Raw genomic sequence first — 23,168 nt, forward strand, 5'->3', positions numbered from 1 at the left:
CGTGCGCTCACCGGGCCGACTGACCAGACTGGAGATACGGATCGCCGCGGCCCCGCGCGCCGAGAGGGCCTGTCCCTTGCGGAGCTGCACCGCGGTTGACCGGGTGCGCGTGAGTGACGGGACGTCATGACGCCCCGCGCGCCGAGGTGGGTCGGGCCTCCGGCCGCATCGCGTGTGCCCCGGCGTTCGCCGGGAGCTTGGTAGCGAGCCCGGAGCAACGCTCCCGTCGCGGGTACGGGCCCTCGCACCGTCGTGTGTGCCCCCTTGACGCGGTGCCCGGTCGGGAAGGGGGCACGAGCCGAAGGGATGACTTCATGAACAACACCACCAAGGTCGCTCTGGGCGCCGCGGTCGCCGGCGGATATGTACTCGGACGCGCGAAGAAGGGGCGGCTCGCCTTCGCCGTCGCGACGTACATCGCCGGAAGGCGGTTCGGGCTCGATCCGCGTCAGCTCGCCACCGAAGGGCTCAGGAAGCTGGGTGAGGTCCCGCAGGTCGCGGAGCTCGGCGAGCAGGTCAAGGGGGAGTTCCTGGAGACGGGCAAGAAGGCATTGGTCGCTGCGGCCAACCGACGCGTCGGCGAGTTCGCCGACTCCCTGCACGAGCGCACGCTCAACATCGGCAAGCCGAAGGAGAAGGAAGAGGAGCCCGAGGAGCCCGAGGAGCCGGAGGACGAAGAGGAGCCCGAGGAGCCGGAGGAGGAGCCCGAGGAGGAGGAGGAGCCCGAGGAGCCGGAGGACGAAGAGGAGCCCGAGGAGGAGCCCGAGGAGCCGGAGGACGAGGAAGAGCCCGAGGAGGAGCCCGAGGAGGAGCCCGAGGAGGAGGACCAGAAGAAGCCGGCGCAGAAGCGCGCTGCGCGGCGCCGTGCCGCCACGAGCGGCGACCGCGCCGGGCGTGCCTCGCGGTCGGCCCCCAGGGCCGAGCCCGAGCCCTCGCCCGAACGCAAGCCCGCCAGGAAGACCCCGGCCAGGAAGTCGGCCACGGCCGCCAAGAAGCCCCCGGCGAAGAGTGCCTCCCCCGCCAAACGTTCAACGGGTCGCGCGGCGCCGGCCAAGCCGGCGGCCAAGAAGACGGCAGGCGCGCCCGCCCCGGCGAAGAAGGCCGCGGCGAAGAAGGCCCCAGCGAAGAAGGCCGCGGCCAAGAAGACCGCGGCCAAGAAGACCGCATCCGGCACGTCCTCCACACGCTCCACCCGCAGGAGGTAGGCCATGGCCACGACGGACCGTGAGGCGCCCGAAAAGTCGGGTTTCGACAAGCTGCGCGAGGAGGCCGTTCACTATCTCGGGGCCCAGATGGAGCACCTGGTCGAGAAGGCCGGCGACAAGGTCTCCGATCTTACGGGTCAACTCGGGGAGGTCGCCGAGAACGGGGGAATGCTGCCGAAGGTCGGCGCCCGTGTCCTGCAGGGCGAGTCGCCGATCAAGGCCTTCCTCGGTGAGAAGGCGAAGAGCATCAAGGACAACGTCGTCGACAAGGTCAAGGGGGCGTTCGGCGGGGGCGGCAAGCCCGGGCGGAAGTCCGGCAAGAAGCCGATGAACATGATCGAGGCCCTCGACGTCGGCGTGCCCGTGCGCACCGCGTACGACCACTGGACCAAGTACGAGGACTTCAGTGGTTTTGCCAAGGGAGTGCAGAGCGTCTCCCAGGGCGACGAGGTCACCACCGACTGGAAGGTCAAGGTCGGTCCGTCCAAGCGGAGTTTCAAGGCGACCGTCCAGGAGCAGGTGCCGGACGAGCGCATCGTGTGGACTTCGCAGGGTGCCAAGGGCAGCACCCGCGGCGCTGTGAGCTTCCACGAGATCACTCCCACGCTGACCCGCATCGTCCTCGTCGTCGAGTACTACCCCGCGGGCTTCTTCGAGAAGACCGGAAACATCTGGCGCGCCCAGGGCCGCCGCCTGCGGCTGGACTTCAAGAACTTCCAGCGCTACGTCTCCCTCACCAACGACGAGGCCGAGGGCTGGCGCGGCGAGATCCGCGACGGCGAGGTCGTCAAGACCCATGACGAGGCCATGGAAGAGGAGGAGGCTGCCCGGGAGCGGGAGGACCAGGAAGGCGAGGGCGAGGAGTACGAGGGCACCGAGGGCGAGGACGAGTACGAGGACGAGGAAGAGCCCGTGGAGGGTGACGCCGAGGACGAGTACGACGACGAGGAAGAGCCCGCGGAGGGTGACGCCGAGGACGAGTACGACGACGAGGAGGAGTACGAAGAGGACGCTCCGGAGGACGAGTACGAGGACGACGGCGAGGCCGAGGACTTCGAACCGGATGAGGAGGAGGAGGATGACCGCGCCCGCCGCTGACCGTCGACGGCCCCGGCGCGGTCCGGCTGACAGCCTTCCCCCTGGCCAGGCACGGCGCCGCCGGCCCCGGAGACAGGTCTTTGATCATGACCGCGATCCTCGATCGCGCGACGGCGCCGGCCACCTCCGTACACGCCGTGCGGCTCTCCACGGCGCCCGAGGGCATGCGGGGGCCGGCCGGTTGGCCGGCGCCCGGCTGATGTTGCAGGCCGCGAACACCCGGACCGCGAGCGCTCTGCTCGCCGTCCGGGTGCGGACGATGGTGCGGCAGAGGCGGTGAACGGTTCCGGGTTCCTGCCGTCGGCAGGCGCGCCCGCTGACGGCCCGGGTGAGGCCGACGTACGCACGAGCCTCGCCCGGAGCCGGGCCACCTTTTGGCCGGTATCCGCGCAGCCGTCCTGTTGCTGATTGCCGGCAGCCACGGCGTCGGCCCCTTCGACCCGCAGGTGGTTGGCCGGCCGTCGCACTGCGACCAGGCCTGGTCCGTCATCGGGGCCGGGCTCAGACGGCCGGGTCGGCCGAACCGGGCTGCTGCGGGCTGTGTCGCCGGCAGTCCCGATCTGAAGCGACCGGGCTCGGTTCCAGGGCCGCGCCCTCCAGCAGCGGCGCACCGAGTGTGGTAGTCAACATGCATGCCGATGGAGCCCCCCAGCGCTGGAGGCCGTCCGACTCCGTTTCGACGGCTGCGCCGGAGGGTTCGCCGGTCGCCGGCCGGGCGCGGCTGGATGCGGGGCGGCGATCTGCAGCTGTCTCAGCGGGCGCTGGGCTTCGCGGCGCTCGGGTTCCTCACCCTGGTTCCGCTGCTGATCGTGGTCTCCGCAGCCGATCCGGACCGCGGGCGGGGGTTCGCGCAGTGGCTGGGGGACGGGCTCGGCGTGTCGCTGGCTTCCAGGCAGGAGGTCGAGCAGCTCTTCGGGCGTCCCGGCCAGGCGTTCCGGACGACGACGGCCTTCGGCCTCGCCGCCCTGGCGGTGTTCGGCCTGTCGTTCGGGGCCGCGGTGCAGAGCGGGTACGAGAAGGCCTGGAACCTGCCGCCGGCCCGCTGGTGGGCCCGGTGGCGGCACGTGCTGTGGCTCGCGGTCCTCATCGGGTTCCTCTTCCTGTCCGCCACCAGCACGCTCGGGCGCCGGTCCGCGGCCGGAGGTCTCGCGGCGGCGCTGAGCGCGGTGGTGTTCGTCTGGTGGTCGCAGTGGCTGCTGCTCGGCGGCCGGGTGCGCTGGCGTGCCCTGCTGCCGGGGGCCGTGGTGACCGTGGTCGGACTGCTCGGCCTGCGGCTCTTCTCCCGGCTCGTCTTCTCACCGCTGATCGCCTCCAACACGGTCACCTACGGCCCGTTCGGGACCGTGCTGGTCATCCAGTCCTGGCTGGTCGGCGTGGGATTCGTCGTCTTCGGCGGCGCACTGGTCGGCCGCCTGATCCACGAAGAACTCCCACGCGCGACACGCGCGCTGAAACGGCGGAAGTGAGACCCGACTCGGCGGCACGGCCGTTGTGGGAGGGGCACCCGCGCCCGTGCCTGTGTCGAAGCGTGGCAGCCGGCCGGCCGCTCTTGACCGTGATCAAGAAGTGCGGCGCGCCGTGTCGTGTCCGATCGGACCGGCCGATGGCATCGCTCCGAACGCGGTGTGCCGCGACGTCGGGCGAGTCGGCTCTCGACCACGGTGCCAGGCCCGGTGGCTCTCACCGCCGCTGTCCCCGTGGCTCTCGAACGACCTTCCGATACAGCGGGAGCATCGCCCTCACCGGCTGGTCGACCGGTCCCGCAGCACTGCCGGGCGCAGGACGTGGCGCCCGGTCAGGTGCGTTGGCGGCGCCCGGTGGCTTGCGGGGAGCGCCGCGGTCTCGGATCTGACGGCCCGGCGCCGCGGTCGGAATCGGCTGTGCCGATTCGCGGCCGTGGCGCCGGGCCTTGGGATGAGACGGGGTGCGTCTCAGTAGTAGTGGGGGCGGCTGCCGACCTGGTGGCCGACCGCGCCCATGATCCACAGGATCAGGCCGATGACGACCAGGACGGCGCCGATGGTCCACAGGAAGCCGATGCCGGCGACGAGTCCGATGACGAGGAGGATGGCTCCGAGAATGATCACGATGTCTCCGTTGCGGTTTCCCCCCTTGGTGCGGTGCTCCGTCAGTGCGTGGGCGCCGATGTGCGCTTCCTGCTTCCGTTGGCGGTTCTGGGGGTTCTGGGTGCGCCGGCCCCGGTCGTGGTCGGTGGGGTTCGGCGTCCGTGTCCGGCGCCCGTCGCTGCTTCGGGCCCGGGGGTCGGGGTGGTGGTCAGGCCGGTGAGGAGGATGTCGAGGCCGCGCTCGAGTTCGGCGGCGCCGTCGTAGGTGGCGAGGGCTGTGGCGAGGGAGCGCAGGAGGGGGAATTCGCCGAGCGGCAGGCGGTGGAGTCCCAGGCGCAGCAGGTCGTCGGTCTCCTCGGGGTTGTCGACGAGTTCCTGGAGTTCGTCGAGGACGTGGCCGTTCAGGAACCCGAACAGGGCGCGGTAGATGTGCAGTGCGTCGGGGCCGTCGAAGCCGGCGCGGGTGAGCAGGGTGAGGACGGCTTCGAGCGGTCGCAGGGTGCCGCGGGGGCGCAGGGCCAGCGGGGTTGCCAGGGGACGGGTGACCAGGAGCGGCACGACGTTGGGGTGCTCGAGGGCGAGCCGGCGGTAGTCGCGGGCGACTGCGCGCAGTTGGGCCGCCCAGTCGGGGTCGGTGGAATCGACCGTGAGTTGGCCGAGGACCGTCTCGGCGACGCCGTCGAGCAGGGCGGCCTTGCTGGCGGCGTAGCGGTAGAGGCTCATCGGGTCGTGGTCGAGGGCGCGGGCCAGGCGGCGCATGGACAGTTTCTCGACGCCCTCGCGGTCGATGATCTCCAGCGCGCAGGCGAGCATCCGCTCGCGGCTCAGCTTTCCGTCCGTTTGTCGAGCGTGTTCCCGGACGGCCGGGTCGGCCGGGGTCTGGGGCATGTCGGTCCTCCTGTCGCTCGTGGTCACCGCTAACGAACTCAAAGTTCGTATGCCTACGGTGTAGCTATAAGTCTACGCCCGGAGTTAGCTGTAGGTATACAAAGTAGACCTTCTGGAGTCGTCATGATCCTTGCCCTTCTCGGACTTCTTGTCCTGGTGGCCGCGGCCGTTGTCGCAGTCGCCGGAATATTCACCAACACCGGCGCCGCACACGAACTCACGAATTCGTTCTCGGTGTTCGGACACCACATGACCGGCTCCACCGGCACGCTCTTCCTCTTCGGCGTCATCGTCGGGGCGGCGGGCATGCTCGGACTCGGACTCCTGTTGACCGGTGCGCGCCGTTCCTCACGTCGCGGCAGTGAAGCACGCCACGGACTGCGTGACTCCCGCCGTGAGACGGCGGCCGTTGCCGAGGGCCGCGACGACCTGGTCGACCAGCGCGACACCGCCCGCGCGGAGGCGACCTCGGCCGGCCGGGACCGGCACGGCATCGCCGACGAACGCGACGACGTCGCCGCGCAGCGCGACGCCCTCGCCGAACAGCGCGATGCCCTCGCCCGGCAGCGGGACGAGTTGATGAGCGATCAGCGCCGTGCCTTCCGCGAGCAGACGGCCGGCACCCGCGTGGCCCCGATGCCCCTGGAGGGCGGCGGCAACGCGCGTGCGGACGACGAGCCGGAGCCCGACGGACAGCGCGGGCTGCACCTGTTCGGGCACAGTTCCGCCTCCCGCTGAGGCAGGCGGCGACTGCCGCCACGTCACGACACACGAGAAGGAGACCAGCCATGGGTATCGGCAAGAAAGCCGCCCACAAGGCCGAGGAAGTCAAGGGCAGGGCGAAGAAGGCCGCCGGCGCCGCCACGGGCAACCGCAGCCTGGAGGCCGAGGGGCGCGCCGAGCAGATGAAGGGCGACGCCAAGCAGGCCGGCGCCAAGGCGAAGGACGTCTTCAAACACTGACCGCCCGGCCACCGGGCCGTACAGCGGTCCGCCACCGGGCCGGGTGCGCGGCATTCCCGACGGCACCGCCGCCGAGGTGTCCGCACCTGGCCCACCATTCCCACCCCCGGTTCTCCCCCCGGCGTCGGTGATCGTTCGCTCCGTGCGAAGAGCCCGCCGACGCGTGAACGCCGACCGCCCTCCGGCGGCCGACACAACCCAGCAGGTGATGACCATGACCGCGAGGAATTCCCACCCGACGATGGAAGAGGGCCGGGCCGGCCGGTTCGACGGAGAGGACCAGCACGGCTGGTCCCCCGACATCGACGCCGAGCACCAGGAGCCGAACGACAGCGCCCACCGCTCGTTCCACCCCGAGACCTACGCCCCCAAGCCCGGACCGGGCCGTGAGAAGGCCGCCGAGGAGGAGCGGGACGTCCCCGGCGACACCGTCGAGAGCGTGAGCCGCCGCGGCGAGGACCAGGGACCCGCGAAGCACACCTACGACACGGGCCCGCAGGGCCCCTCCGGCCGCCCCAGCGGCGGACGCACCGAGAAGGCCCACACCGGCATCGACCCCCAGGAGCCCGACAGCCCGACCTCGGGCCACTGACCGGTCGGCGGGTGGCCCGGGCACGTCCCAGAGTCCGCCCGGCGCGCCTTGCCCACAACGTCGACCGCCTGGCCCAGCTCGCGGTCGTACCGGATGGCACGGTCATCTCCCATCCGCGGGTGGCCTCCGCGGTCACCACCGGCGCAACGCAGATCACGGGCGGCTTCGACCACGCACAGGCCGAGACCCTGGCTGCCCGGTTCTCCACCGGCCGCCTCCCCACGGCCATGCGGGCGAGCACCCCCTGATCTCCGGGTCGGACATTCCCGCCGGCGAAGCCGGGTGCAGCGGCCGGGCGCGGCCGAAGTCCGTGCCTTGTCAGCCCGGCCGCGCAGACCCCTACCCGGCCGCTCCTGCGGTCACCGGCCTGTGCTGCCGGAGGAGCACGACCTGGACCCGAGGGCGGCCGCCCGGAGGGCGGGAAACTGCGCGAATCGGAAGGGACGGCGCCGCACCTCCGCCTCGCGCAGATCCTCGCACCCCCGGGTGGCCCTTTGGCCCCCGGACGGCCTCGCGTCAGCCGGCCAGCAGCGCCGCCAGGGCCTCTGCGGTGGCCGGGTGGCGGGTGAGGAGTGCTGCGCCCGTGGCGCCGCCGTCCGCGCTCTCCCATGCGTCGTCGCAGCCGAGCAGACCCGCCAGGGCGTCGCAGGTGGCGGGGTGCGCCCGGAGCAGGGCCGAGCCGCGGGCGGCCCGTGCGCCGCGGGCCGGGCGGAGCGGCTCCGCCGCGGGGGCCCGCCACGGCGGCACCCAGGTGTCCAGCGCGGCGAGCCTCCCGGGGAAGATCCGGCCGGCCTCGCGGATCAGCAGCGGCGCGAACTCGGCTCCGTCGGCCCGCAGGGTGCTGATCAGCGTCGGCAGCCACGGCAGCAGCACCGGGTCCGGCAGCCGTCCGAAGGCGTTCGACACGGCCTCCACGACGAAGTCGGTCAGCCCGGGCACCGGCTCCAGCGCGTGCACGAAGCCGCTGAGGTAGCGCGGGTAGGCCGGCAGCACCAGCGGGTTGCCGAGCAACTCGTCGCAGCGCGAGCGGAGTTCGGCCCGCGACAGCCGTCCGAGATGCACCTGGGCCGCCCACAGCAGGGCGACCTTCGACGGCTCCTCGGGGTGCGCCTGCGCCACCGCCAGCTCCAGCTGGGTGCGGTCGCAGCCCAGTGACAGTGCCAGGCTCTCCATGCTGAACAGGAAGCCCAGCATCGCCGCGACCTGCCGGACGGTGGCGTCCTCGTCGGTGAACGCCGTCGGCAGCAGCGTGCAGTAGTGCGCGTACCCGGTCTTGACGAAGGACTCGATCCACGCGGGCAGGACCGGCTCGCTCGTCCGGTAGTGGGCGAGCAGCCGCCGCACCCGCCGCAGCACCTCCGGTGCGCCGTCGACGCTGCGTTCGGTCGCCAGCACCTCCAGCGCCCGGTTGCCGAGCTCCTCGGAGAGGCGCCGGCTGCCGAGGTACAGCGTCGCGTCCTCGACCGCCTCCAGCACCGCCGCCGCGGTGGCCCGCGGGCCGTACGCGGTGCGCCGCAGCCGCTGCTCCAGCACCTGTTCGATGCTGACGCCCTCGTAGCCGAGCTCGATCAGCGCGCGCTGGTGGGTGCCGAGCGCCAGGTCCCAGGACTCCTGGATCGGCCGCTCGCCGAGGGTGCGCTCGCCCATGATGGGCCGCGCCGCACCGTGCGGGAGCAGGTACCGCAGCATCCACAGCACGTCGGAGCAGTGCCCGAGTTCGGGCCGGGAGGCGATGTCGAGCAGCGCCCGCTGGACGCCGCGCTGTTCGAGCCGGAGGCCGAGCGGGGCGAGCCGGTCGTGGACGTCGCGGGCGAGCGGCGGCAGGGCGTCGTAGCCGACCTGGCCGATCCGGTCGCCGCCCATCATGATCTCGACGAGCCGTCGGACGTCGCGCCGGCCGGGCACGCTGTCCTTCTCGATGCAGGTGACCGCCGCGTCCTGGAAGTCGTACGGCGTGGGCCTGGCCCGGTCGCGCATGCCGGCGAGCAGGATCGAGGTCTCGAAGACCGCGATGGCATCGGCGGTGGAGGCCAGGTAGCCGTTGCGGCGGGCGGCCCGGACGATCTCCACCGACCAGCCGAGCAGTTCGGCCTCGTCCAGCCGGTCGAGCACCGGCGGCCGCTGCAGGAAGCCGGAGAGCCGGTCCGATGCCTCCACCGCCGCCACCGGCGCAGCCGCAACGGTCTTCTTCGCGGCGGTCTTCTTCGCGCCCGCCTGGCCCTCCAGCCGGAACGGCTTCACGCCGGTCCGCTTCAGGTTCTTCGCCCACACCGTCGCGGCGATCGACACCGAGCCCGCGGCGAGGCCGAACTGCGCCTCGATCGCCGCGTGGCTGGACGGGATCAGGCCGTGCCGCCACTTGGTGGCGGTGCGCGGCGAGACGGTGTAGTCGTCGGTGCCGTGCACGCCGAACTCCTCGACGCGGCTGGCCGCGTGGAACGCGCCGCAGACGTAGAGGCAGTCCGCGGGGTCGGTGCCGGTGGCCGCGAGGTGCTCGCGCATCCGCGTCCACATGTACCGCTCGCGGTCCTCGTCGACCCGCACCCGGTGCAGGTCTCCGGGGGCCAGGCGGCGGAACAGGCTGCCGATCAGCAGCATGACCTGCCGATAGGTGTCGTGGTCGGCGTCGCCGAGGGGGAGTTCGACGTACTGGTGCCACCACTCGGACCAGTGCCGCACCTTGCCGTGGCGCAGCAGGTGCTCCTCCAGTTCGGCGAACCGCGGCCGCAGGTCGCCGAGTTCCACGCCGACGGCGTCGCCGTGCAGGGCGGCCTCCGGTTCGGCGGGCGGGGTGTCCGGGTCGGCCGGCTCGGCGGGCGGGGCCTCCTGCGGCTGCCACTGGAAGACGTGGTCCGAGGAGCGGTCGACCAGGACGAGTTCGACGCCCGGGGTGTCCAGCGCGTACGCGATGGCCTGGTACTCGGCGGAGGCCTCGGTGATCGGGGCGACCACGGACAGCGGGGACCAGTCGGCGGGGAAGCCGTCGACCTCGCTGGCGAACGCCTGGACGGCCACCGGGAGGCGGCAGTTGCGGAGTTCGGGGAGCAGCGGGGCCATGTCCTCGCACAGCTCCAGGTAGACCACCCTGGGCTGCTTCTCGCGCAGCCGGCGGGCCATCGCGGTCGCCGACGCGGGGGAGTGGTGGCAGACCGGGAAGATCTCCAGCGGTTCGCGCACCGCCCGGTCGACGTCGTCGACGATGCCGAGCAGGATGCCCTCCAGGGCGTCCGGCCCGTCGGCGAACGTCGCTGCGGCCTCCTGCAGTTGGGAGCGCAGTGCGGTGAACGTGCCCTCCTGCACGGGGGCCACGGACTGTGCGGCGGTCGCGGGCTGTGCGGCGGTCACGAGAGGGTGGCGATCGTGTCGCGGCCGCCCTCGAGGAACTCCGGCCAGGCGCCGCCCTCGTCCTTGCTGCGCGGCTCGACGACGCCGTGCAGGTACTTGTTGAGGATGGCCAGGTCCTCCGGCTCGCGGCGGGCCAGCGAGCCGACCAGCGAGGAGGCGAGGGTGCGGGCGGTGAGGGCCCGCTCGCCGAAGAAGTTGCTGTGCAGGACGGCGTCCTCGAGCACGCCGATCTGCTCGGCGGTGGACAGCGCCGACTCCAGCTTCTCGTCGTCGCTGCCGGCCGCGGCGGCGGAGGCGCGCAGGTCGGCGAAGGACTGCAGCAGCACGTCCAGCAGGGTGGGCGGCACGTCCAGGTCGATCTGGTGGCGGCGCAGCAGCTCCTCGGTGCGGAAGCGGACGATCTCCGCCTCGCTCTTCCTGTTGGTGACCACCGGGATGCGCACGAAGTTGAAGCGGCGCTTGAGGGCCGAGGAGAGGTCGTTGACGCCCCGGTCGCGGCTGTTGGCGGTGGCGATGATCGAGAAGCCGGGCTTGGCGAAGACGATGTTGTCGCTCTCGAGTTCCGGCACCGAGATGTACTTCTCGGAGAGGATCGAGATCAGCGCGTCCTGGACGTCGCTGGTGGAGCGGGTGAGCTCCTCGAAGCGGCCGATCGCGCCGCCCTCCATCGCGGTCATGATCGGCGAGGGGATCATCGACTCCCGGGACTGGCCCTTGGCGATCACCATGGACACGTTCCAGGAGTACTTGATGTGGTCCTCGGTGGTGCCTGCGGTGCCCTGGACGACCAGGGTGGAGTTGCGGCAGATCGCGGCGGCCAGCAGTTCGGCGAGCCAGCTCTTGCCGGTGCCGGGGTCGCCGATGAGCAGCAGACCGCGGTCGGAGGCGAGGGTGACGATGGCGCGCTCGACGATGCTGCGGTCGCCGAACCACTTCTGGGAGACCTCGCGGTCGAGGCCGTCGGAGCGCTCCGAGCCGAGGACGAAGAGGCGGATCATCTTCGGGGACAGCCGCCAGGAGAAGGGCTTGGGGCCGTCGTCGATCGACTCCAGCCAGTCCAGCTCCTCGGCGTACTTGATCTCGGCGGGGGCGCGCAGCAGGTCGGACATGAGGGGGCCTTTCTGGGCAAGGGCGTGTCTGGTGGATTGGGCCGGACCAGCGAGCGGGGTCCGGTGCGTGCGGCTGCCAGGCGTGCGAGGAGAGCGCAGCGGCGCTGCGTGCGACGAGCGCAACGACGCAGACGTGCGTGCCGGGGCTCGCGAGCCCGGCACGATCCGCCGGACACCCCCTAGGCGAGGAAGGTCTTGAGCTCGTGGACGAGCTTGCGGATGTGGCCGGAGATCACCGGCGTGCCGAGGGCCTTGAAGCGCTCCCGGAACCAGGGGTTGACCTCCTGGCGGCCGGAGCTGGTCACCGAGCCGACCGGGATGAACTTCACCCCGGAGCGGTGCACCGCCTCGATGGCCTCGAACAGCGGCTGGGAGCGGTCGAACTCGTAGAAGTCCGAGATCCAGACCATCACGGTGTCGGCCGGGTCGGTGATCTTCGGGCGGGCCATGGCCATGGCGACCGGGCCGTCGTTGCCGCCGCCCAGGTTGGTGCGCAGCAGCATCTCGAACGGGTCGCTCACCCACGGGGTGAGGTCGATGGCCCGGGTGTCGTACGCGATGAGGTGCACGTCGACCTTGGGCAGCCCGGCGAAGATCGACGCCAGGATGGTGCAGTTGACCATCGAGTCGACCATCGAGCCGGACTGGTCGACGACCACGATCAGCCGCTGCGGCGTGGTCTTCCGGGCGGTGTGCCGGTAGAAGAGGCGGTCGACGTAGAGCCGCTCCTCCTCGGGGCTCCAGTTGGTGAGGTTCTTCCAGATGGTGCGGTCGAGGTCCAGGTTGCGGAAGACCCGCTTCGGCGGGACGGACCTGTCCAGGGTGCCGGCGGTGGCCTTGGCGACCTGGGTGTGCAGCACCTCGGCGACCTCGTCGACGAAGCGGCGGATCAGCGCCTTGGCGTTGGCCAGGGCGACGCCGGAGAGGTTGTGCTTGTCGCGCAGCAGCTGCTCGATGAGCGACATGCTCGGGGTCAGCTGCGCGGCGAGCTTCGGGTCGGCGAGCACCTCGCGCAGGTGCATCCGCTTGACCAGGTCGGCCTCGATGGAGCCCAGCTCCGGGCCGATCCCCTGGGCGCCGCCGCCGCCGGACCGGCCGCGGCTGCTGCGCAGCTCGCCGGGGTTGCAGCCGAGGGCGCGCTCCAGCCAGCCGGCGTCGGACTGCCAGCGGGACAGCTGCCCGGCGGTGACCGTGCCGGAGCCGGTGGCGTAGACGTTGAGCAGCACCTTCGACACCAGGGCGGCGCGCCGTACCTCGGCGGCCCCGTCCCGCTCGCCGCCGTCCTCGCCCGGCACCATCAGGCCCTCGATCTCGGCGGCCAGCTCCGGGTGGCGCTGGACGACGGCGTCGACGGAGGTCTGCGGGTCGAGCAGGGCGGGCGGCAGGCCGATGTCCTCGACGACGGCGAGGCTCGCCGACTCCAGGGCAGGCTGCTCCTCCTGGTCGAAGAGGCGGGCGAGCAGCCGCCAGTAGAGGACCTGACGGCGGTTCTCGTCGGCGTCGGCCGCGGGGATCTGTTCGGTCGTCGGCTCGGTCATTTCCGCAGCAGCCTTCCGGCCCGCTCGCGCAGCACCGCGACGGCGTCGGTGGCGGCCTTCTCGGCCTTGACGCCGAGCTTGTCGGCGGTGCCGCCGGCCCAGGCCCCGGCGTGCAGGGCGACGGTCTTCTTCCGCACGGTGGTCTCGACGGCGAGCGGCTGCAGCAGGTACGCGCCCGCGTCCCAGCGGAGCAGGGCGATGCAGGCACCGGAGGCCGCGACGGCCTCGGGGGTGAGCGGGCCGGCCGCCGGGATGCGGTCGGTGTCGACCGCGACCGGGTGCCCTGCGAGGACCAGCGCCAGTGCGTCCCCGTCCTGCTGGACGGTGTAGCCCTCCAGGAGCACCGGCAGCGCGATGCCGGCCGGGTGCCGGTCCAGCGGGGCGGTGGCCGTGGCCTCCGCGGCGGAGAGGACGACGCGGGCGGTGGAGAAGGCGTCGGCGGGCTCGCCGGGGCGGGCGTGCGCGTCGTTCCAGACCAGGTCGCCCTCGGGGGTGATCGGCATGTCTTCAAGGTCCATCGAGCGGCCTTCGCCGACGGCCGCCAGCAGCGACATGTGCGGGCGGAGCAGCTGCCACACGCCGGCGCCGACGACGGTGTCCGGCTTGGGCACCGCGACGGCCGCCCGCACCAGGCGGGGCGTGCCGCCGTCGGCGGGCTCGAACACCGCGTGGACCTGGGCCAGGGCGGCGGTGGCGTGCTCCTGCAGGTCGATGCCGAGCGGCAGCAGGCGGCCGGTGGCCGTCCCCGCGGGCGGGGTGGACGCGGCGCCGGGCTGGGCCAGCAGCAGGGCCCGCGACCACAGGTCGGCCCAGCGGCGGACGGGGAAGGTGTCCAGGGTGGCGCCGGGGCAGGAGGCGGCGAGCTCGGCGGCGAAGCCGTCCAGCAGGGTCGCGAGGCGGCGCAGGGCAGGGTCCGGGAGCATCGCGGAGACGAGCTGCGCGGAGCCGGACACCAGGTCGTGGTCGATGCCCTGCCAGCCGGCGCGCGCCAGGTCGGCGAGCCAGGAGCGGGCGGCGGCCTGCAGGTTGGGCGCGTGCGGCTCGGCCGGCTCCGCGGCCGGCTCCGCGGCCGGGGCCTCGGTGCGGGTGCGTCCGGCGGCCTCGTCGGCGACGGCGGTCAGCGCGTCGTGGACGGAGCCCAGCAACGCGGTGCGGGCGGCGGCGAGGGCGGTGAAGTGCTCCTCGCCCGCGGCGCCGGCCGCCGCCTTCTCGGCCGCCTCGGCGACCCGGGCGGCGAGCGGGGTGCCCGCGACGGCGTCGGTGAGCTCGGCGAGGCCGGCCGCCTGGGCGGGCTGCGGCCGGAGCAGGCCGCCGATCAGGGCCCGGTCGAAGGCGTCGACGGCGGCGAGCGCCTCCTCCAGGCCGGCGACCGGCTCGGCGAACAGGTCTGCGCGCATCACGCCACCGCCCTGGTGGTCGGGAACCACTGCATCTCCGGCAGCGGTCCGGTGGTCGGGGCGAGTTCCAGGTAGGCGAGGTGGCGCAGGAAGCGGCTGAAGACGGTCGCGGCGGCCGCGCTGTCCGCCTTCGGCGGGCGGGTGGCGGTCATCGCGGCGCTGATGCCCTGCGCGGTCGGCTCGCCGTCGGGGGCCTCGACCCGCAGGTAGCGGGCGACCCGGGCGGCGCCGTACTGCAGCACGGCCTCGGTGACCAGCGCCGCGATGTGGTTGCAGAACGAGCCGCGGGCGCCGCCGCAGGGCCGGTTGTTGTTGGTGCTGCAGGCGAACGCGAAGTCGCCGGCCGCCACGGACGAGACGTAGACCCGCTCGATGTCCGAGCCGCTGGACACCACACCCTGCAGGCGTCCGTCGGCCAGCTCGACGAACGGGACCTTGGCGAGCTTGCGCGGCCGCGCGGGCGGTATCACGCGCGCCGTGCTCGACTCCTCCCAAGCCGACAAAACACCATCTCCTTCATGCCGAGGGGACTCCGCGCCGGTCCGGCGGGATGCGCATGAACCTAGTGGTGATCACTGACAGCCCGGGCGGCGGGTGGCGCCGGCCGTACGAGCCCGGGCGCGGGGACCGGGACCGGTGGTCCGGCGGTCCCCGCGCCCGGGCGGCGAGAGGGCGGCTGCGTGCGGTCAGCCGGCCAGGTGGACGAGTTCGCCGCCGACGTAGGTGCGCTCGACCCTGGCGTCGGCGATCTCGGCGGGCGGTGCGGTGAGGATGTCGCGGTCCAGGACGACCAGGTCGGCGAGGTGGCCGGGGAGCAGGCTGCCGGCGTCGTCGTGGCCGTTCACATGGGCCGAGCCGGCGGTGTACGCGGCGAGGGCGGTGGCCGGGTCGAGGCGCTGCTCGGGCAGGAAGATCCGGCCGTCGCCGGCGCCGGGCTCGGTGCGGTTGACGGCGACGTGCAGGCCGGCGATCGGGTCGGGGCTGCTGACCGGCCAGTCGCTGCCCGCGGCGAGGGTGGCGCCGGCGCGCAGCAGCGAGCCGAACGGGTACTGCCAGGCGGCGCGTTCGGGGCCGAGGAAGGGGATGGTGAGCTCGTCCATCTGCGGCTCGTGGGCGGCCCAGAGCGGCTGGATGTTGGCGATCGCGCCGAGCCCGGCGAAGCGCGGGACGTCGTCGGGGTGGACGACCTGGAGGTGGGCGAGGTGGTGCCGGTTGCCGCGCCGCCCGTTGGCGGCGACGGCCGCCTCGAGCGCGTCCAGCGCCTCGCGCACGGCACGGTCGCCGAGGGCGTGGAAGTGCACCTGGAAGTCGAGGGCGTCCAGTGCGGTGACGTGCTCGCGCAGCTTCAGCGGGTCGACGAAGCTGATGCCGCTGTTGGCGGTGGCGCAGCCGCACCCGTCGAGGTAGGGGCTGGTCATGGCGGCGGTGAAGTTCTCCGCGATGCCGTCCTGCATGATCTTCACCGCGCCGGCGCGGAACCGGCCGTGGCTCAACTCCTTGCGCCGCACCACCAGTTCGTGGATCTGCTCGGCGCCGCGCTCGCGGTCCCACCAGAGGGCGCCGGTGACCCGGGCGGTGAGCGTGCCGTCGAGGGCGGCCGTCCGGTAGGCGTCGGAGACGTCGGGCTGCCCGTTGAAGACGCCGAGCAGGGCGTCCTGCCAGCCGGTGATGCCGAGCGAGTGCAGCAGCCGCTGGGCGCGCAGCAGGCCGGCCAGCCGGTCGGCCGGGGTGCTCGGCGGGACGAGCCGGGAGACCAGGCCGGTGGCGCCCTCCTGCAGCACGCCGCCGGGGGTGCCGTCGGGTTCGCGCTCGATCCGGCCGTCGGCCGGGTCAGGTGTGTCGGCGGTGAGCCCGGCGAGCTCCAGGGCGCGGGTGTTGGCCCAGGCGCCGTGGTGGTCGCGGTTCAGCAGGAACACCGGGCGGTCGGCGCAGGCGGTGTCGAGCAGCTGCCGGCTGGGCAGGCCGCCCTCGAAGCTCTCCATCGACCAGCCGCTGCCGGTGATCCACTCGCGGTCGGGATGGGCCGCCCCGAACTCGCGGACGCGGCTCAGGTATTCGTCGACGCCGGTGGTGCCGGACAGGTCGCACTCGGCGAGTTCGGTACCGCCGTACACCGCGTGGACGTGCGCGTCCTGGAAGCCGGGGATGAGCAACTTGCCGTGCAGGTCGACGACTTCGGTGCGGGGCCCGATCAGTTCGCGGACCTCGTCGTGGCCGACGGCGGTGATCCGTCCGGCGGTGACGGCGAGGCCGGTCGCCCGGGTGCGGGCGGGGTCGTTGGTGTGGACGGGGCCGTTCGTGAAGACCAGGTCGGCCTGGGCCATGGGTGGTGCTCCAGTGCTCGGGCGGCGCGGTGCCGCGGGAGGTGAGGGTCGGTACCGGGCCCGGGCCTGCGGTGCACGGGCCCGGGCCCGGAGTCAGGCGGTCGGTTCGAGGGCCGGCTCGGCGGCCGGGGCCTGCGCCCGGCGGTCGAAGTACGGTGAGCGGCGCACCCAGCGGGCCCAGGCCGCGGCCAGCAGACCGGAGCCTGCCATCAGCGCGGGCACCAGCAGCTGGAACCAGCCGTTGTCGGCGCTGAGTTCGAAGTGGTCGGCGGAGGTCCAGAAGGTCCACACCAGGTACCCGCCGACGGAGAGCAGGACGAGCGCGCCGAGCAGGGGCGCCACCACGGCCCGCAGGCCCTCCCACGGCGCGGTGCGCAGCAGGCCGCGGAAGCGCACCGCGGCGGCGATCGCGGTGAGCGCGTAGTAGCCGGCGACGAGGATGCCGCTGGCGTTGACCGCGGCCGAGATCAGGTCGGAGACGGTGGGGACGGCCGGCGAGAGCAGGGCGAGCACGGTCGCGGCGGCGGCGATCAGCACGGTGCCGACGGCCGGGGTGCCGTGCCGGGGGTGCAGCCGCATCCACACCGGGCCGAGGGTGCCGTCGCGTCCCATCGCGAACATGCCGCGGGCGGTGGGGATGATGCCGGCCTGCAGCGAGGCCGCGGCGGAGAACAGCAGCGCCACCAGCGGCAGCGCGGCCAGCGGCTGGTCGGCGAGCTTCGCGCCGAAGTACGTCAGCCCCTGGGCCCCGTTGTCGGCCAGCTCGGCCGGTGGCAGCACACGCTGGAAGGCCGTGCCGGCGAGCAGGAAGAGCAGCATGATGACGGTCAGCGCGATGAAGCCGCCGCGCGAGGCGTCCCGCGGGTCGCGGACCTCCTCGCCGATGCTGAACACCGACTCGAAGCCCCAGTAGCAGAAGACCGCGAGCACCATGCCCTGGGCCAGCGCGGAGAGCGAGGGGATGGCGAACGGGTTGTACCAGTCCAGCGAGAACGGCTGGTCGCCGGCGAACAGGCCGTAGCCGCAGAAGACGATCAGCACCGCGTACTCGAAGAGCAGCAGGTACTTCTGCAGCCGGGCGGAGAGGTCCAGCCCGCGGACCGCGACGGCGGTCGCGGCGGCGAGCACGGTCAGCCCGATGGCCGTGGTCTGCAGCGTGGAGTCCGGGTCGAGGGCGAGGCCGCCGAGCCGGTGCAGGCCCGCCAGGCCGAGCAGTTGCAGCACCGCCGACCCGGTCACGGCGGTGGTGTAGGCGAGGAAGACGACCGTGCCGACGATGTTCACCCAGCCGGACAGGAAGCCCAGCCACGGGTTGAGCGTGCGGCCGACCCAGCTGTAGCTGTTGCCCGCGCTGGGCTCGACCCGGTTGAGCCGGCCGTAGCCGCCCGCGATGGCGAGCACGGGCAGGAAGGCCAGCAGCATCAGGGCCGGCAGGTGCAGGCCGACCACGCCCGCCATCAGGCCGAGGCCGATGCCGATGCTGGTGGTGGCCGCGGTGGTCGACGCGGCGATGACGACGCCGCCCTCGATGCCGACCGACTTGCGCATCGTCGTACGGGGGGCGGCCGCGGTGGGGGAGTCCGCGGTGCGGCCGGGGGGCTTGAGCGGTGATGCCAAGGGAGTACCGCCTCGCTGTGGGGGAGTGGCCGGCGGGGAGGGAGGGCGCCGGTGGCTGGGAATGAAACCGTTCGGCCACTTCACACGTCAATGCTGTTGTCATAAGCTCACCGGCCATGACCGAACGCGTGGTTCCGGAGGAGCGCCGGCGGCGCAGGCGCCCGACCAGGCAGGGCACCGTGCTGTCCGAGCGGACGATCGTCGAGACGGCGCTGCACCTCGTCGCCCAGCAGGGCGCGCAGGCCCTCACCGTGCGCAAGCTCGGCGCCGCCCTCGGCGCCGACCCCAGTGCGGTCTACCGGTACTTCCACAGCACCGACGACCTGCTGCTCGCCCTCACCGACGAGATGATCGGCCGCGCCCAGCAGGGTTTCCGGGCCACCGGCGACTGGCGCGCCGACCTGCAGGAGATCGGGCTGCGCATCCACGCCTGCTACCAGGCGCACCCGCAGGCCGCCCTGCTCGCCGCCCACCGCACGACCGGCCGCGAGCACGAGGTCCGGGTGGTGGAGGAGATCCTCGGCGTCCTGCGGGCGGCCGGGCTGCCGGACGGCGAGGCGGTGCGGATCTACCACGCCTTCGTCGACCAGGCCCTCGGCTTCGCCGCCCTGGACGCGGCCGCACTCGCCCTCCCCGCGGCGGCGCAGGCCGCCGACCTCGCGGTCTGGCACGCCAACTACGGCACCCTGTCGGCGGACACCCACCCCAACATCGCGGCCACCGCGCGCCTGCTCGCCGTCGACATGCGGCGCAGCGGCTACGCCACGGCGCTCGAACTCCTCCTCGACGCGATCGCCGCCCGGGTCGCGGCGGCCGGGCGGTCGGTCCGAGGCGTGTGATCGCCCCGAACGGCAGCCCCTGCCGCGCCCGGGGCGTTGGGGGGCTCGGGCGCGGCAGGGGTGCGGGGTTCAGCCGAGCGGGATGTCCTTCTCGCGGAGGGCGGCCAGGGCCGGCCCGTACATCCGGGTCTTGATGGTGCCGACGGTGGGGCCGGCCTTCGCGGCGTGTCCGGCGGCGAGCTCGACGGCGGCCCGGAGGACGGCGCCCTCGTCGGCGGTGCGGTCGACGATGCCGGTGGCGAGGGCGTCGCCGCCGCCGTAGCGGCGGGCGGTGACCATGGCCTCGTGTGCGGTCTGCGGGGCCAGCCGGGCCTGGATGAGGGCGGACATGCCGGCGGTGAACGGGATGTTGATCTCGGCCTCGGGCAGGCACCAGTAGCCCCGGTCGCCGCGCATCACCCGGAAGTCGTGGGCCAGCGAGAACATCGCGCCGGCCGCGAAGGTGTGCCCCTGCAGGGCGGCCACCGTGACCACCGGCAGCGTCAGCATCCGGGCGAGGAGCTCCTGCACCGAGGAGACGTACTCGAGGGCCCGGTCGGTGTTGGCGAACAGCCAGTCCAGGTCCAGTCCGTTGGAGTAGAACTTGCCGCGCGCGGCGGTCACCAGGGCCCGCGCCCCCTCGGCCTTCTCCACCTCGTCCAGCAGGGCGTTCACCGAGGCGACCCAGTCGGGGTGGAAGCGGTTCTCGGTGTCTCCGATGTCGAGGACGAAGACGTCGTCCTGGCGCTCGAGCTCGGGCATGGCTTCTCCTTCGCGGGGGCGGCCCGGACGTCCGGCCGGGCGCCGGACAGAAAGCTACTCGCCGGTAACTATGGTGAACGGGATCGTACAGGCCGCCCGCCCGGCTGTCTGCCCCCGGGCATGACCTCGAGGGCCGGGCTGCCCGGCCGCCCCGGCGGCAGCCGGCTGTGCATCCTCGACCGGCCCGGGTTCGTGCGCCCGTCGAGCCGGCCGGGCCGTTCGGCGTGCCTACAGCACGTCCGGGTAGAGACACTCGGTGACAACGAGCCAGGCCAGGTCGCGTTCGTTCGTCGGGGCCGGCTGAGCCTGTGTCTCCCGGAGCAGGACGTCCTCGAACCGCTTCTTGAAAGCATTGCCGGGTCCGGTCACGTGCTGGAGGGCGGTGACACCGCGGCTGCCCCGTGGGCGCTGCCTCCTCCCGTGGTCGACGAGCATGCCGGCGACCTGGGCATTGAGGGCCTTGAAGGCCTGGTATTTGCGGTGGCCGAGAGTCCCCGTCTTCGGGTGCGGCTCGGCCGCCCGCCACCAGACCAGCCACTTGTCGTCGCGGATGGCGTACCTCAGCTGTTTGACGGCCTGCCGCAGGCACCAGAGGGTTGCCAGTTCGCGCTGGTTCAGGCTGCGTTCCTGTGTGAGGCGGACGAGCAGTGCCTCCATTCCCCCTTCGGCCTGCGCCGCCAGATTCAGCACCTGCAGGCGGTGCTGTCCGTCGGGCGGGCACTGCCCGGTGGCGGCCGCTGTCGGGTCCGCCCCGCGGAGAAGCTCGTCCCAGGCCTTCCAGGCGGCGAAGAACTCGCCGTAAACCCGGTAGAGGTCGGCTGCCGTCGCCAGGTCGCGATCCCGCTGGCGCTGGGCCCGTTCCAGCCGGCGAGTGAACAGCAGGGCGATCGCGAGGCCCAGTAGGGCTGCGACCGCTGCTCCGATCACGTTCGCCCAGACCGTTTCCCCGAAGGTGAGGGCGATCAGCTGCGGATGTTTCGACACGAATGACATGGAACGGCGCTGCGCCGACTGCACGGCACGCCGCGCCCGGCCCTGGGTCGACTGCCACCCGTGCGGCGCACGGGTGCGTTCCCGGCCCGGTGGGGCTGATCCGGTGATCGGCGGCGACGTTCTGCCGGTGGTGTTGACCGCCCGTCATGGGAATGCTCTGATCGGCGGCAACACCGACGGGAGGACTGTGATGGACCTGAAGGACACCTGGTGGGCCTGGGCGCTGGCGATCATCGGACTGGTCGTACTGGCGATCCTCGGCTCCTGAGGCGGACCGGACCGAGCGGCGCCGACTCTCCGGTAATGCGGCGTCGCTCAGCAATATGTCCGGTTCCGGCCCATATGTTGGGTGGGTGACGAGTTCTTCGGCGCCCACCGGCAAGCCCGTGCCCAAGGAACGGTCCCGCCCGGCCCGGACGGACTACGCGGGGGCGGTGTACGGCTCGCTGCTGGCCGCCTCGGTGGTGGCCACGGCCGGTACCGCGGGCAACTTCCCGCGGCTCGAACTGATGATGCTGCTGATCGTCACCGGCCTGGTGTTCTGGGCCGCGCACGTGTACGCCCAGGTGGCCGGCGAGCGGATCGTCGGGCAGCCGATCGACCGGCGCGAGGTGCGGCGGGTCGCCGGGCACGAGTGGTCGATCGTGGAGGCGGCCCTGCTGCCCGCCGCTTCCGTGGCGATCAGCCCGCTGCTGAGGCTGGACCTGGCCGGAACGGCCTGGCTCGCACTCTCCGTCGCGGTGGCCCAGCAGGTCACCTGGGCGACCGTCGGTGCGATCAGGGCGGGTGCCTCCCGCCGGATGGCGGCCGGGGAGGGCCTGGCCAACCTGCTGCTCGGCCTGGTCATCGTCGCCGCCAAGGCGGCCCTCGGGCACTGAGCAGCGCCGCTGCGCCCGGCCGCTCAGCCCGTGGTGCCGTGCGGAGGGAAGGCGATCCGCCGCAGCCGGCGCCAGTCCATCGGCGGCCTGGCCTGCGGTACTCCGGGGCGGTGCCGCGGCACCCGCACCCGCAGGGCGCCCGGCCGGATGCGGCAGACGACGGGGGTGGGCAGGGTGAGCGCCTCGCCGTCCACGCCGACCGGGACCTCCGCGGCGTCCGCGTCCACCGTGACCTCGCGGGCGGCGACGGCCGTCAGCCCTGCCGCCTGGGCGCCGCCCATCAGCAGCCCGACGGCCTCGGCGGCGGTGTCGACCTTCACCCCGAGCACGCCCAGCGCACCGGTGTCCATCCGCGGCCGCCGGCCGAGCCCGCTCGGATCCCCGGGGGCGTACGGGTTGTTGCTGACCAGGACGGCCTGCGGCGCCTCCACGACGGTGCCCGCGGCGCGCAGGGTCAGCCGCGGCCCGCGCTGGTGGGTGAGCAGGTCGGGCAGCATCTCCAGGACGGTGCGGACCTTGTCGTCCCGGTACGCCGGGCTCTGCACGACGGCCGCGTAGGTGCCGAAGGACGCGTTGTTGACGAAGACCCGGTCGCCGATGAGGCCGAGGTCGATGCGCAGCTCCACGCCGTCGGTGAGGGCGTCCAGGCAGGTGGACGGGTCGGTGCGGTCGAGGCCGAGGTCCATGGCGAAGTGGTTGCGCGTCCCGGCGGAGATCACCAGGAAGGGCAGGCCGTGCTCGGCGGCCACGCCCGCCACCAGCGCCTGGGTGCCGTCGCCGCCGGCGACCCCGAGCAGGTCGGCACCGTCGGCCACCGCCTGCCGGGCCAGCGCTGCGACGTCCTGGTGGTGGTCGGGGTCGAGCAGGGCGACCTCCGCGCCCAGCGCCCGGGCCCGCTCGGCGAGGCGGAACCGTTCGACCTTCCCGCCGCCCGACCGGGGGTTCATGATCAGGAAAGGCCGCGCGACCGGCCCGGCCGGGTACTCGGTCGGGCCGCTCCGGCCGCCCGCCAGCGCGGCCCGGCCCGCAGAGACGGCCACCGCCCACAGCCCGAGCGCGGTCAGCACCACCCACAGCAGGTCGACCAGTGCGTAGCCGGTGAACACCGCGACCACCGCGCCCGCCGCCAGGCCCAGCGCGAGCAGCCGCCGGGCGCCGCGGTGGGTCAGCGCCCACCACAGCCCGGCAATCGCGAGGGCGAGTGCGGCCATTCCGGCGACCAGCAGGGCGATCGACTTCAGCCCGCCGACGACGAGCAGCAGGACCATCGCCACGGCCGCGGCGGCGAGGGCGAGGCGCGCCGACCAGCGCCGCCGGGCTTCGTCCTGGAGTCCGGCTGCGTCCCGTGATCCCGTCATGACCCGATGATGGCACCGCGCGCGCCGGACGGGGCGCACTCCGGCAAGAAGGCGCTGCGCGCCGCCGCGGCGGTGCCACGCGGTGCGCCCTCGCAGGGTCGTCGCGGCGCGCCGGGCGCCGAACGGTCATAGGGTGGCGGCGGACTTCTCGTGACGCGCGCTCCTCGCGCGGGCGGCCCCCGGCGGACCCGCGACAGGCGGCGGACCTGCAGAGAGAGG

Annotated in this window: 22 protein-coding genes; 10 read left to right on the forward strand and 12 right to left on the reverse strand. The window is 73.2% G+C overall.

The genetic code is table 11. The annotated features are described in order from the left end of the window. Positions 1-314 precede the first annotated feature (314 nt). From ACQ614_RS35960 to ACQ614_RS35970, 3 genes are all read left to right on the forward strand, one after another. Entirely contained in the window at positions 315-1,205 is an 891-nt protein-coding gene (locus ACQ614_RS35960; RefSeq protein ID WP_431683317.1) for a histone protein, read from the forward strand. A 3-nt stretch (positions 1,206-1,208) separates the two neighbouring features. Beyond that, on the forward strand, positions 1,209-2,303 hold the full coding sequence (locus tag ACQ614_RS35965; protein WP_431683318.1) for an SRPBCC family protein: 1,095 nt from the start codon (positions 1,209-1,211) through the stop codon (positions 2,301-2,303). A gap of 632 nt (positions 2,304-2,935) precedes the next feature. Continuing rightward, positions 2,936-3,769, forward strand: coding sequence for a YhjD/YihY/BrkB family envelope integrity protein (locus ACQ614_RS35970; RefSeq protein ID WP_431683319.1), 834 nt, complete (start codon positions 2,936-2,938; stop codon positions 3,767-3,769). A 465-nt stretch (positions 3,770-4,234) separates the two neighbouring features. Here ACQ614_RS35970 and ACQ614_RS35975 read toward each other — a convergent pair whose 3' ends face one another. Together ACQ614_RS35975 and ACQ614_RS35980 are read right to left on the reverse strand one after the other, a co-directional pair. Then, positions 4,235-4,390: a DUF6131 family protein gene (locus ACQ614_RS35975; RefSeq protein ID WP_199922906.1), complete on the reverse strand. Its 156-nt coding sequence runs from the start codon at positions 4,388-4,390 to the stop codon at positions 4,235-4,237. A gap of 41 nt (positions 4,391-4,431) precedes the next feature. Continuing rightward, complete coding sequence (locus tag ACQ614_RS35980; protein WP_431683320.1) at positions 4,432-5,256, reverse strand: TetR/AcrR family transcriptional regulator; 825 nt, start codon at positions 5,254-5,256, stop codon at positions 4,432-4,434. A gap of 123 nt (positions 5,257-5,379) precedes the next feature. Between ACQ614_RS35980 and ACQ614_RS35985 the strand changes: the two genes are divergently transcribed. The 4 genes from ACQ614_RS35985 (at position 5,380) to ACQ614_RS36000 (ending at position 7,058) form a co-directional block, all read left to right on the forward strand. After that, a complete protein-coding gene (locus tag ACQ614_RS35985) occupies positions 5,380-5,994 on the forward strand; it encodes a hypothetical protein (RefSeq protein ID WP_431683321.1) in 615 nt (204 codons plus the stop codon). Positions 5,995-6,044: 50 nt separating this feature from the next. Continuing rightward, complete coding sequence (locus tag ACQ614_RS35990; RefSeq protein WP_431683322.1) at positions 6,045-6,218, forward strand: CsbD family protein; 174 nt, start codon at positions 6,045-6,047, stop codon at positions 6,216-6,218. 214 nt (positions 6,219-6,432) lie between these two features. Next, positions 6,433-6,810 carry a hypothetical protein gene (locus tag ACQ614_RS35995; RefSeq protein ID WP_431683323.1) on the forward strand — a complete coding sequence of 126 codons (378 nt, stop codon included), beginning with the start codon at positions 6,433-6,435 and terminating at the stop codon, positions 6,808-6,810. 11 nt (positions 6,811-6,821) lie between these two features. Beyond that, the gene (locus ACQ614_RS36000) at positions 6,822-7,058 is read left to right on the forward strand and encodes a SecDF P1 head subdomain-containing protein (protein WP_431683324.1); all 237 of its coding nucleotides are present in this window, start codon (positions 6,822-6,824) and stop codon (positions 7,056-7,058) included. A 268-nt stretch (positions 7,059-7,326) separates the two neighbouring features. Here ACQ614_RS36000 and ACQ614_RS36005 read toward each other — a convergent pair whose 3' ends face one another. The 7 genes from ACQ614_RS36005 to ACQ614_RS36035 form a co-directional block, all read right to left on the reverse strand. Further along, entirely contained in the window at positions 7,327-10,155 is a 2,829-nt protein-coding gene (locus tag ACQ614_RS36005; RefSeq protein ID WP_431683325.1) for a hypothetical protein, read from the reverse strand. Next, on the reverse strand, positions 10,152-11,264 hold the full coding sequence (locus ACQ614_RS36010) for an ATP-binding protein (RefSeq protein ID WP_431683326.1): 1,113 nt from the start codon (positions 11,262-11,264) through the stop codon (positions 10,152-10,154). Before ACQ614_RS36010 ends, ACQ614_RS36005 begins: the two co-directional genes overlap by 4 nt. A 179-nt stretch (positions 11,265-11,443) precedes the next feature. Next, entirely contained in the window at positions 11,444-12,802 is a 1,359-nt protein-coding gene (locus tag ACQ614_RS36015) for a VWA domain-containing protein (RefSeq protein WP_431683327.1), read from the reverse strand. Next, entirely contained in the window at positions 12,799-14,229 is a 1,431-nt protein-coding gene (locus ACQ614_RS36020; RefSeq protein WP_431683328.1) for a hypothetical protein, read from the reverse strand. Before ACQ614_RS36020 ends, ACQ614_RS36015 begins: the two co-directional genes overlap by 4 nt. Beyond that, the gene (locus ACQ614_RS36025; protein ID WP_431683329.1) at positions 14,199-14,702 is read right to left on the reverse strand and encodes a hypothetical protein; all 504 of its coding nucleotides are present in this window, start codon (positions 14,700-14,702) and stop codon (positions 14,199-14,201) included. The genes ACQ614_RS36020 and ACQ614_RS36025 overlap by 31 nt, the downstream gene beginning before the upstream one ends. A gap of 183 nt (positions 14,703-14,885) precedes the next feature. Beyond that, positions 14,886-16,523: an amidohydrolase gene (locus ACQ614_RS36030; protein WP_431683330.1), complete on the reverse strand. Its 1,638-nt coding sequence runs from the start codon at positions 16,521-16,523 to the stop codon at positions 14,886-14,888. A 93-nt stretch (positions 16,524-16,616) separates the two neighbouring features. Next, a complete protein-coding gene (locus tag ACQ614_RS36035; RefSeq protein WP_431684111.1) occupies positions 16,617-18,071 on the reverse strand; it encodes an APC family permease in 1,455 nt (484 codons plus the stop codon). A 185-nt stretch (positions 18,072-18,256) separates the two neighbouring features. Here ACQ614_RS36035 and ACQ614_RS36040 point away from each other — a divergent pair, with 185 nt between their 5' ends. Further along, a complete protein-coding gene (locus ACQ614_RS36040; protein WP_431683331.1) occupies positions 18,257-18,979 on the forward strand; it encodes a TetR/AcrR family transcriptional regulator in 723 nt (240 codons plus the stop codon). Positions 18,980-19,048: 69 nt separating this feature from the next. Here the strand turns inward: ACQ614_RS36040 and ACQ614_RS36045 are convergent, their stop codons facing one another. Both ACQ614_RS36045 and ACQ614_RS36050 read right to left on the reverse strand, forming a co-directional pair. Further along, positions 19,049-19,720, reverse strand: a complete 672-nt coding sequence (locus tag ACQ614_RS36045; RefSeq protein ID WP_431683332.1) for an enoyl-CoA hydratase-related protein — start codon at positions 19,718-19,720, stop codon at positions 19,049-19,051. A gap of 228 nt (positions 19,721-19,948) precedes the next feature. After that, positions 19,949-20,737: a hypothetical protein gene (locus ACQ614_RS36050; protein WP_431683333.1), complete on the reverse strand. Its 789-nt coding sequence runs from the start codon at positions 20,735-20,737 to the stop codon at positions 19,949-19,951. Between the two features lie 79 nt (positions 20,738-20,816). Here ACQ614_RS36050 and ACQ614_RS36055 point away from each other — a divergent pair, with 79 nt between their 5' ends. Together ACQ614_RS36055 and ACQ614_RS36060 are read left to right on the forward strand one after the other, a co-directional pair. Further along, the gene (locus ACQ614_RS36055) at positions 20,817-20,981 is read left to right on the forward strand and encodes a hypothetical protein (protein ID WP_431683334.1); all 165 of its coding nucleotides are present in this window, start codon (positions 20,817-20,819) and stop codon (positions 20,979-20,981) included. 85 nt (positions 20,982-21,066) lie between these two features. Continuing rightward, complete coding sequence (locus tag ACQ614_RS36060; protein WP_431683335.1) at positions 21,067-21,591, forward strand: hypothetical protein; 525 nt, start codon at positions 21,067-21,069, stop codon at positions 21,589-21,591. 23 nt (positions 21,592-21,614) lie between these two features. On the opposite strand, the gene ACQ614_RS36065 is transcribed toward ACQ614_RS36060, so the two are convergent. After that, the gene (locus ACQ614_RS36065) at positions 21,615-22,949 is read right to left on the reverse strand and encodes a diacylglycerol/lipid kinase family protein (protein ID WP_431683336.1); all 1,335 of its coding nucleotides are present in this window, start codon (positions 22,947-22,949) and stop codon (positions 21,615-21,617) included. Positions 22,950-23,168 lie beyond the last annotated feature (219 nt).

This window comes from Kitasatospora dryopteridis (assembly GCF_050749075.1).
Classification (GTDB): Bacteria; Actinomycetota; Actinomycetes; order Streptomycetales; family Streptomycetaceae; genus Kitasatospora.